This window comes from Thermohalobaculum sediminis (assembly GCF_023487995.1).
In the GTDB taxonomy this organism is placed as follows: Bacteria; Pseudomonadota; Alphaproteobacteria; order Rhodobacterales; family Rhodobacteraceae; genus Thermohalobaculum; species Thermohalobaculum sediminis.
In genome coordinates this window covers 1-9588 of record NZ_JAMFKN010000022.1, presented here as the reverse complement: position 1 = coordinate 9588, position 9588 = coordinate 1, and the positions used below count along the sequence as shown (strand labels likewise).

Below are 9588 nucleotides of genomic sequence, written 5' to 3'. Positions count from 1 at the left end.
TGGCTGATGTCGATGCCGCGCTCGTGCAGCAGGTCTTCAACATTCCGCAGCGATAGCGGGAAACGGACGTAGAGCATCACCGCCAGGCGGATGACCTCGGGCGACGTCTTGAAACAGCGGAAGGGGTTGGGTTTGCTCATGCCACGAGGGTAGGGAGGCGGCTATTCCGCCTCAAGCCAAATTCCTCTGACAAGACCTCCGGCGCGGCTCGCAGGCCGACGCCACTCCGCTTTACGAGCCCGCCTCCGTGCGCCCCTGCAGCGGGAGAATCGCTGGGGGCCTCCAAGTTGCCAGCAGATCTAGAAGCCGGTCGAGGCTTGCGCCCTTCCTCCGTCCCGGCCGCGTCACCGTGCAATAGGGGTGGCCGAGCGGCAGCGCCCGCTCATCCAGTCGCACGAGGGAGCCCGACGAGAGCTCGCCGTCCGCGAGGCCGAGTTGGCCCAGCGCGATCCCGAACCCGCGAGCGGCCATTGCCAGAGCCACGCTCGACGAGCCTCCGACATGCCCCGACGCGACGGATAGCGCCATCGGGGCAACATGCCCGAACCAGTCGCGCCATGTCGGATGCGTCGCAAAGCTCGGTCCCCAGTCGGTGAGGATGAAGCAACCACCGTCGAGGCCCCCGAGGTCGTCGCCGGGCGCAAGCCCGTGGCGGGCGAGGAAGGCCGGGCTGGCCATCGGCGTGACCTCGTCCTCGAACAGAGGCCGCACGTCGAGCTCCGGGTAGAGCCGCATTCCATAGCAGATGCGCAGGTCGAGGCCGCGCGCGCGGAAGTCCACCGGGTCCTCCTCGACCCTGATCTCGACCCGCACTTCGGGCTCGCGCGCCACGAACTCAGCGAGACGGACCGCGAGCCAGCGCTCGACCAGAGACGGCGGCGCGCTGATTACGATTCGCGTTTCGCGACGCGGCATCCGGCCCGCAAGGACCTGGTCGTTGAGTTCGGCCAACCTGCGGAATGCGTCCGATGCGCCGGCTTGGATCTCGCGGCCTGCTTCGGTCAGCGCGACACGGTTGTGGAGTCGCTCGAACAGCCGCTTGCCGAAGAACTGTTCGAGATTGCGCACCTGCTGGCTTACCGCCGCGGGTGATACACCAAGCTCGGCTGCAGCCGCGACATAGCTGCCATGGCGCGATGCCGCCTCGAAGGCGCGGAGGGCATTGAGGGGGGGGAGCTTCATGACACCCATAGAAAAAGATTTTCTAAGCCTATGCCGGATTTTTCTCGATTGCAGCGAGAATTTCTCTTCCTACGCTTGATGGAAGACCGTCGGAAGGGAGATGGCGTCCATGCACAGGATCCTGGACCTCGAGCGTTATCCGCTGGACCAGCCGCAAAGCCCGGGCTGGACGGACCTGGTGGAGCGATGCCGGCGCGACCTCGACCAAGAGGGCATGTTCAACCTTGAGGGCTTCATGCGGCCCGAGGCGATCGCGCGGGCGCTCGCGCAGATCGTGCCGGTGCTCGACACCGCCGCCTTCACGCACAATCGCGCGCACAACGTCTATTTCCGCAAGGAGATCCCCGGCCTCGCGCCGGATCATCCCGCGCTCCGCATGTTCGAGACGTCGAACCAGACGATCTGCGCCGACCAGATCGAGGGCAGTATCCCGGTCGCCGTCTATGACTGGCCGCACATGGCGGCCTTCCTCGCGGCGACGATGGACAAGCCCGCGCTCTACCCGATGGACGACCGGATCGCCTGCGCGAACGTGATGCGCTACTCGCGTGGGCAGGCGCTCAACTGGCATTTCGACCGGTCCGAGTTCACCACCACGCTGCTCCTCCAGGCACCGCAGGCGGGCGGCGTGTTCGAGTATCGCAACGCGCTGCGCAGCGAGGACGACCCGAATTACGAGGGCGTCGCGCGGATGCTGCGGGGCGAGGACGATCAGGTGCGCTCGATGCTCGCCTCGGCGGGGACGCTCAACGTCTTCCGGGGCAAGAACACGGCGCACAGGGTGACGCCGGTGCAGGGTCCGGTGGACCGGATCATCGCGGTGTTCTCGTACTACGAACGCCCCGGCGTCCGTTTCTCGGACGAGGAGCGCATCGGCTTCTACGGCCGCGCGGCATAGGCCCCCGCGGCAGGCGGCGCGGCCGCGCCCGACTCATGTCGCCCTTGGCCGCTCACCCTCCTCGCTCGTGAGCGCGCTTTCGAGTTCGTAGATCGACTGCGTCGTTCGCGGCGCAGGCGCGAAGCGGCCGCGATGCGGCAGAATGCGCCGCCGCGCGACGCCCAGCCGCCACAGGATCACGACGCTGAAGCACACGAGCACGATCGAGATGAACACGAAGAGCCAGCCCGCTCCGTGACGGTCCATGAGCGGCGCGGCGAGCACCGGCCCGAGCGCCGCGCCGATCGAATAGACCAGCAGGAGCCCTCCGCTCACCTGCACGAACCGGTCGGAGGCGGCGCCGTCGTTCACATGCGCGACGCAGAGCGAGTAGATCGGGATCATCAGCCCGCCATGCGCGAGGCCGAGCGCCAGCATCGCCCACAACCCGGCATCCTCAACCACCGCCAGCGCGATGCCGGAAGCGGCAGTGGCGAGCGCCACCGGCAGGATCACAAGCCGCCGGTCGTAGCGGTCCGAGAGCAGCCCGATCGGCCATTGCGTCAGCGTGCCGCCCAGAACGAAGACGCCCATCAGCAACGTGATTTCGAAGACCTCGAAGCCGCGAAGCTGGCCGAACAGCGGGCCCAGTGTCCAGAACGCGCCCTCGATCATCCCTACGAGAAAGCAGCCCACCGTGCCGACCGGCGAGAGGGCGATAAGGCCGCGCAGGTCCAGCCCCGCCCGCGGCACCGGCTCGGGTTCGCGCGTGGGGGTCAGGGCGACCGGGGCGACCGAGAGGCACACCGCGATGGCGACGAGAATGAACAGCGTCGCGCCCAGCAGGTCGGCGAGGTTCACGCCAAGCTGCCCCGAGATCCAGCCGAGATTGGTGACGATGATATAGACCGACAGGATCCGCCCCCGCATCTCGTTCGTCGTCTGGTCGTTCAGCCAGCTCTCGACCACCATCACCGCGATGGCGAGGCAGATGCCGGTGACGAACCTCAGCACGAGCCATGGCATCGCCGCGACCCAGACCGGGAAGAGCAGGATGAGCGCGGCCAGGACCGCGACCACGCCGGCGTAGGCCCGGATGTGCCCGACCGCGCGGATCAGCGGCGGGCCGATGACGCAGCCGACGATGAACCCAGCGAAATAGGCGCTTCCGAGGAAGCCGATAAGGCTGGTCGAGAAGTCCTCGCGCTCGGCGCGCATCGGCAGCATTGTCTGGAACATGCCGTTCCCGACGAAGATCAGCGCCGTGCTGAGCAGGATGACGGCGACCGTGCGTGCGGTGAATTGCGGTGTCATCTGGAGGGCCGGGGATGAATCACGGAATGGTTGCGGGCCGGCCCGGCATATCCGGGCGGCGCCGGCCGCGCCGCCCGGAATGAGCGCTCAGGCGTCGAGCCAGACACCCTCAAGGTGGAACTCCTCGGCCTGATGCGCCTCGAAGTTGCGGACCTTCGGCGTCATGTGGCGTGCGATGTTGCGCCAGAAGGGCTGCACGAGGGTGCCGGAGTCCTGCAGGATGCGCTCGACGCGCTCCATCACCACGCGCCGCCGGTCGGGATCGGGGATGCCCAGCGCCTCGGCCAGCGCGGCGTCGAACGCGGGATCGGCGAAACCCGACTCGTTCCACGCCTCGCCCGAGCGATAGGCGAGCGCCAGCACCTGCACCCCGAGCGGGCGCGGCGTCCAGTCGGTCGTCGAGGCGGGATATTTCGTCCAGTCGTTCCAGAAGGTGTCGCCCGGGATCACGGTGCGCTTCACCTTCAGCCCCGCGTCGCGCATCTGGGCCGCGATCACGTCGGTCGTGTTCCGCCGCCAGTCGTCGTCGATCGAGATCAGCTCGAACTCGTGGTCGCTCATGCCCGCCTCGGCCAGCAGGGCGCGCGCCTGCTCGGGGTCGCGCCGGAAGGGCGGCAGCGCGAAGTACTCGACATGCATCGGGCCGACATGGTGGTTCTCGGCCACGACGCCCGCACCGTCGATGCCGAGGCTGAGCACGATCCCGTTGTCCACCGCGAGCTGGCAGGCGCGGCGCACGCGCGGGTCGTCATAGGGCGGCGCGGTGTTGTTGAACCGGCAGACGATGGTCGAGCCAGTGGCGATCTCGCTGCGGACGAGGCCCAGCTTCTCGAGCACCGCGTACTGGTCGGCGTGGCTGATGTCATTGGCATCGACCTCGCCCGCCTCGAAGGCCGCGATCATCGCAACCGGGTCGGTGCCGTAATCGATGAACTCGACCGCATCGAGATGGGCATCGCCCCGCCAGTAGCCCTCGCGCCGGACGACGCGGGCCCGCACCGTCGGCTCGTATTCCTCGATGTGGAACGGTCCCGTGCCGATGTTGAACTGGGCGATCAGGTCGCCCGCCGGATCGAAGCTGCGATGCACGATCAGCGCGGGATAGTCGGTGAACCCCGCGATCAGCGTGATGTCCGAGGTCGATGGCCGCAGCCGAACCGTATGCGCGTCCACCGCCTCGATCGCACCCTCGCGCGCCTGCCCGCTCGCGTCGTCGATCAGCGTCGCCATCCGCGCAGCCATCGAGTTGCCCTCGACGCTCTTGTCGCACCAGCGGGCGATGTTGAAGACCACGTCCTCCGAAGTGAAGTCGTCGCCGTTCGACCACTTGATGTCCTTGCGCAGGCTCAGCGTGTATTCGGTCGCGTCGTCATTCACCTCCCAGCCCTCGAGCAGCCACGGCGTGAAGGTCGAGTCCCGCTCCCAACGGACGAGATATTCGCAGGACTGGCGCGAGATGTGGGCATCCCAGTCGAAGGTGCGGGGGTCCTTGAGCCCCGCCGCGCGCACCGGCGTGGCGATCCGCAGCGTTCCGCCCTTCCTCGGCGTCCCGGCCCGCGCCGGGGCCGGCAGGGAGATACCGCCGAGCGCGAAGGCGCCCGCCGCGGTCACGCCGAGCGTCATCATCGATGCCAGGTATTCGCGCCGGCTGATCCGCCCGCCCCGGAAGGCATCTGCAAACGGCCCCGCGAGCGGGTGGAGCCCGCGGTCGGTCATCATCTGCTTGGTCATGGAATCCTCCTCCGTCTCGGATCTTGTTCTCGGTCTCCCCGCCCGGGCGTGTGGCCTCTGCCTGCGCCGTCGGGGCGTTACTGCCTCCGACTGGTTGATCCTGTTGCCGTCGCGCCGTCTGGCGGACCGCGCCCGCCACGCGCGCGGGCGGCGCCGCGTCGCGCCGGGCACGGCGGGATGGCGCCGCCGCCGCGGCGCGCTGCGGGTTCGTCAGGCACGCTCGCGCAGCCCTTCGAGCAGCCCCAGCAGGCGCCGCGCGACATAGCGGTGAAGGTCGAGGACGCATCCCTCGTAGGCCGCGGGCGCGAGCGGCCCCGGCGTGTAGTGCCGCGATCCCAGCCCGCGCGCGAGCTGATCGAGCACGAGCTTGTCCTCCTCCATCGTTTCGTGGAACAGCCTTATGGCGCGCTCGATCTGCTCCTCGGTCCAGTCGTCGCCGTGGAAGAACAGGCCCAGCCTGACCCTGCAGCGATTGGTCGTGAGCGGCTCGATGCAGAGGAACGAACTGTAGTCGCTGGCTCCTCCCACCACGAGATTCGGCGGCACCGCGAACATCACGCAGGTGTCGATCTCCTCGTCGGAGAGGTCCGGGTGCCCCTTCCGCTCGCGCGCCATGTCGGGCGCGAACCCGACGAAATAGCCGAAATGCGCGTCGCCGTCCGGGAAGTGCCGGCAGAGGCTGGTCGGGTTGATCGGGTGCAGCGTCTCCTTGTGGAGGGGCGAGAGGTGGTAGCCCTCCATGAAGTTCTCGATCAGCGACTTCCAGTTGGTTTTCCAGACCTCGTAGGTGACGTAGCGGGTCTTCATTCCCTCGAGGTGATAGTTGCGGACAATGGCATCAAGCGGCGCGAGGCGGGGCGCGAGCGGCGGCGTGTTGGGGTCGAGGGTGACGAACACGAAGCCCTGCCAGACCTCGCAGCGGAACTCGGGCAGGCGGCAGGCGCGCTTGTCGAAATCCGCCCTGCCCTGAAGCTGCGGCGCGCCGATGAGCTGGCCTTGCGTGTCGTAGGTCCAGGCATGGTAGGGGCAGACCATCCGACGCGCGCGCCCCTTTCCCTCGAGAATCGGCATCGCGCGGTGGCGGCAGACATTCGACAGAGCCCGTATCGCGCCGTCCTCGCCCCGCACCGCGACCACTGGCTCGCCCAGGATGTCATAGGTCATGTAGTCGCCCGGCTCGGGGATCTCGTCGGCGCGCCCCACGCAGACCCATTCCCGGCCGAAGAGTTGCGCGCGTTCGATCTCCAAGAGATCCTCCGAGAGGTAGAACGAGCCCGGCATTGCAAACGCCCGATCGTATCCGACATCGAGCGCCGCGCGCAGGGCGCCCACCATGTCGTCATCCATCCAAGCGCCATGCGCCAATCCATCCATTTGCACCTCTCCTCTCAACAGTCCGGCACGTTGATGCCTGCCGCGATCTCGCGCTTGCGCCGCTCGGCATGGTCGATCACGGCGTCGCGGATCGCCGGGTCGATGGGCGGCTCCTCGTATTCGGCCAGGCGCTTCTTCCAGATGCGGTTCGCGCGGAGGGCGGCGTCTTCGGCGCCGCGCTGCTGCCAGTTCTCGAAATTGCTCCAGTCCGAGACGACGGGCGCGTAGAACGCCGTCCGGTAGCGTGCGAGGGTGTGCGCGGCCCCGAAGAAATGGCCGCCATGTCCGACGGCGGCGATCGCCTCGACCGCCAGCGAGGCGTCGTCCGCATCGGGCGGGTCGAGATAGGCCGCCAGCATTGCCAGCATCTCGGCGTCGATCACCAGCTTCTCGAACGAGGCGGTGAGCCCCCCGTTCAGCCATCCGGCGGCGTGCTTGACGATGTGCGCGCCGCCCATGACCGCGCCCCACAGCGACATCTGGCTCTCGTATGCCGCCTGCGCGTCGCAACCATTCGCCGCGGTGGCGCTCGACGAGCGGAAGGGCAGCCGATAGCGCCGCGCGAGCTGGCCCGAGATCTGTGCCGCCTGCGCGTATTCCGGGGTGCCGAAGGCGGGCGAGCCGGTGCGCATGTCCACATTCGTGGTGAAGGCGCCATAGGCGACCGGCGCGCCGGGCCGGACGCATTGCGCGAGGACGATCCCCGCCAGCGCCTCGGCGTTCTGGAGCGCAAGCGCACCCGCGAGCGTCACCGGCGCCATTGCCCCGGCCAGGGTGAAGGGCGTGACGATTACGGCCTGCCCGTGCCGAGCGAGCTCGATCAGTCCCTCGGCCATTGGCCCGTCGAGCATGAGGGGCGAGTTCGTGTTGATCACGCCCGCCAGCACGACCCGGTCCGCAAGGCGCTCGCGCGTCGTCCCGAATGCGAGCGCCGCCATCTCGATGGCGTCGCGCACCCTCACGCGCCCCAGTGTCCAGGGCACCCAGCTCTTGTCGGTCAGGGTGATCTGGGCGACGTGAAGATCGAGGTAACGCCGGTCCTGCGGAATATCGAGCGCCTCGAATGGCCCGCCGCCCTCCTGATGGATCACGTCGAAGCTATGGATCAGGCGGATGAAGTCGCAAACCTCGGCCTGTGTGCCCTGCCTCCGCCCACGGTCGAGATCCGAGACGAATGCGGGCCCGGCGACCGAGGTGAAGAGAAGATGCTCGCCGCCGACCGTGAGCGACTTCCCCGGGTTGCGCGCCTCGAGTGTGAAGGTCTCTGGCGCAAGCGCGAGCGTTTCGGTCACGAAGCCGGGGTCGAAGCGCACTACTTGGCTCGTCTCGTCCACCTCTGCGCCAGCCCGCGAGAGAATGCTCCGCGCCTCGGGCGAAAGGAGCTTTATCCCGCAATCGCGCAGGATTCTGAGCGACGCCATGTGTATTGCCTCGATCCGGTCGGCGGACAGGATCTCGACCGGCCGGTAGCGAAGCCGCGGCTGTCTGAAAGCGGGCGGCTCCAATGCGGTTGCGCTGCCCTTCGTTCCCTCGCGTCGCCGCGCTCGCCGTCGGTCGCTCATTGACCGGTTCCTCAAGCCAGGACACCCTCGTGTTCCGACCGTCGGAACCGGCGGGACCGCAACCTTTTCTCCCTTATTGTACAGTTGTACAGTTAGCGTGGGGAGTGCGCAAGTCGCTCCGATCTGACGAGCGACATAGGACAGATTTCCGCCGACGCCACAGAAAGACCGGGCATCCGCGAAATGGGTGGAGGGCCAGGCGAAGCCGAAGTCCCGATGACCTCTTTCCGATTTTCCGATCTGTTCCGCAGAAACTTGCGGCCTGATCTGCACTCCCACGCCGGATTTTTGCGTGGCGGGACATGATCCGTGATGCCGCACGACCCCATTACGGCCGCGCGGCGCCAGATATCGTCTCCAGCCCTTGAAGACCGACCCCGCCCAACGGGCCGACTGCTCTGGGTCTCAGGCGGGACGAACGGCGAATTCGAGGAATGCGCGAGCCCGGTCGCCCGGCCCCGGGTTGCGGACGGAGCCCGGGTTGACCGCCGCCTCATACCAGAGACCCGAGATCAGGAATAGAAAGGTCTCCGCCACGATCGAGACATCTCTGGTGAAACCGCAATCCGCTGCGTGTTCGGAGATCAAGGGGAACAGATCTCGGCGGGTCATCTCGGAGAAGCGCTCCATCTCGGCCCGAAGCCGCGTCTCGCTGCGGCCGAGCGCCCAGAATGCGACGTAAACGCCGGCGATGTCCTCACCCAACCAAGCGTCAGAGAAGAATGCATCGATGTAAAGGTCGAGCCGCTCACCCGCCGTCAGGCCGGGCCGATGCGCGATCTCCGAGAACTGCGCCTCGAAACGTTCGGCAAGGGTCTGGTAAGCTCCGACGAGCAGATCGCTCCATGTTGCGAAGAAATATGTAATGAGGCTTGGCGCCACCCCGAGGTCCCGGGAAATCTGACGTAACGTCCAGTGCTCGGGTCCGCCGCGGGCAAGGCCCGCAATCGTCGCCTCGATGATCTGGCGCCGACGATGCTCCGGTGCGAGGCGCTGGGGACGGTCCGTTCCACCGCCGGACGTTCTCATGCGGTCTTCCATTGCCGAGTTCCTCGATCGGTCACATCTACAGCAGGCGCGCGGGTGCAGTCGAGGACGGGCCAGGGTGGTGTCAGAGAAATGCGAAATAGTCGCAGTTTCACAAAATAGGAGGGTGCTGGCAGACGAATGCGAACCAGTCTTTGTTCTGCCGGGGCAGGGGCCCTTCAGGCCGCGCCGAGCTGCCGCCACTCCTCGAGAGCAGCGGCTTTGTTGACCTTGAAGATGTGCCGGCTTGAAAGGCTGCGTTCCTGGTTGAAGTGGTTGTAGACGGAGGCGTGCACTGCTGCGAACTTCTGCAGACTTCGCATGCGCCGGAACCGGAGCATGGCTCCATCCCGTCGTCGCAAAGGCAGGTGTGAGTTCTCCGAGCGGTGGTGTCAGACCGATGCGAACCAGTCTCAGATTGGCTGTCAACGTCGGCCTTCAGGCTGTGAGTGGCCCAGATTGGTCGGTCCAAGTTGATTGTTAGTGCATGGCAGGCGCTCGGTCGATTGAAGTGATGACCTC

Annotated in this window: 7 protein-coding genes and 2 pseudogenes; 1 reads left to right on the top strand and 8 read right to left on the bottom strand. The window is 67.1% G+C overall.

The window, feature by feature from the left end; translation table 11 throughout:
- Positions 1–140 (bottom strand): annotated as a pseudogene (locus M1105_RS20165) (IS6 family transposase); the annotation flags it as partial.
- Positions 141–231: 91 nt separating this feature from the next.
- Positions 232–1182: a LysR substrate-binding domain-containing protein gene (locus M1105_RS20160; RefSeq protein WP_249582175.1), complete on the bottom strand. Its 951-nt coding sequence runs from the start codon at positions 1180–1182 to the stop codon at positions 232–234.
- Between the two features lie 109 nt (positions 1183–1291).
- Here M1105_RS20160 and M1105_RS20155 point away from each other — a divergent pair, with 109 nt between their 5' ends.
- Complete coding sequence (locus M1105_RS20155) at positions 1292–2080, top strand: HalD/BesD family halogenase (protein WP_249582174.1); 789 nt, start codon at positions 1292–1294, stop codon at positions 2078–2080.
- Positions 2081–2113: 33 nt separating this feature from the next.
- Here M1105_RS20155 and M1105_RS20150 read toward each other — a convergent pair whose 3' ends face one another.
- From M1105_RS20150 to M1105_RS20125, 6 genes and pseudogenes are all read right to left on the bottom strand, one after another.
- Positions 2114–3373: an MFS transporter gene (locus tag M1105_RS20150; RefSeq protein WP_249582173.1), complete on the bottom strand. Its 1260-nt coding sequence runs from the start codon at positions 3371–3373 to the stop codon at positions 2114–2116.
- An 87-nt stretch (positions 3374–3460) separates the two neighbouring features.
- Complete coding sequence (locus M1105_RS20145; protein ID WP_249582172.1) at positions 3461–5104, bottom strand: ABC transporter substrate-binding protein; 1644 nt, start codon at positions 5102–5104, stop codon at positions 3461–3463.
- 210 nt (positions 5105–5314) lie between these two features.
- On the bottom strand, positions 5315–6478 hold the full coding sequence (locus M1105_RS20140; RefSeq protein ID WP_249582171.1) for an aromatic ring-hydroxylating oxygenase subunit alpha: 1164 nt from the start codon (positions 6476–6478) through the stop codon (positions 5315–5317).
- Positions 6479–6492: 14 nt separating this feature from the next.
- Positions 6493–8040 carry a trimethylamine methyltransferase family protein gene (locus tag M1105_RS20135; RefSeq protein ID WP_249582170.1) on the bottom strand — a complete coding sequence of 516 codons (1548 nt, stop codon included), beginning with the start codon at positions 8038–8040 and terminating at the stop codon, positions 6493–6495.
- 405 nt (positions 8041–8445) lie between these two features.
- A complete protein-coding gene (locus M1105_RS20130) occupies positions 8446–9081 on the bottom strand; it encodes a TetR/AcrR family transcriptional regulator (protein ID WP_249582169.1) in 636 nt (211 codons plus the stop codon).
- A 164-nt stretch (positions 9082–9245) separates the two neighbouring features.
- Positions 9246–9458 (bottom strand): annotated as a pseudogene (locus M1105_RS20125) (IS6 family transposase); the annotation flags it as partial.
- Positions 9459–9588: the final 130 nt, after the last annotated feature.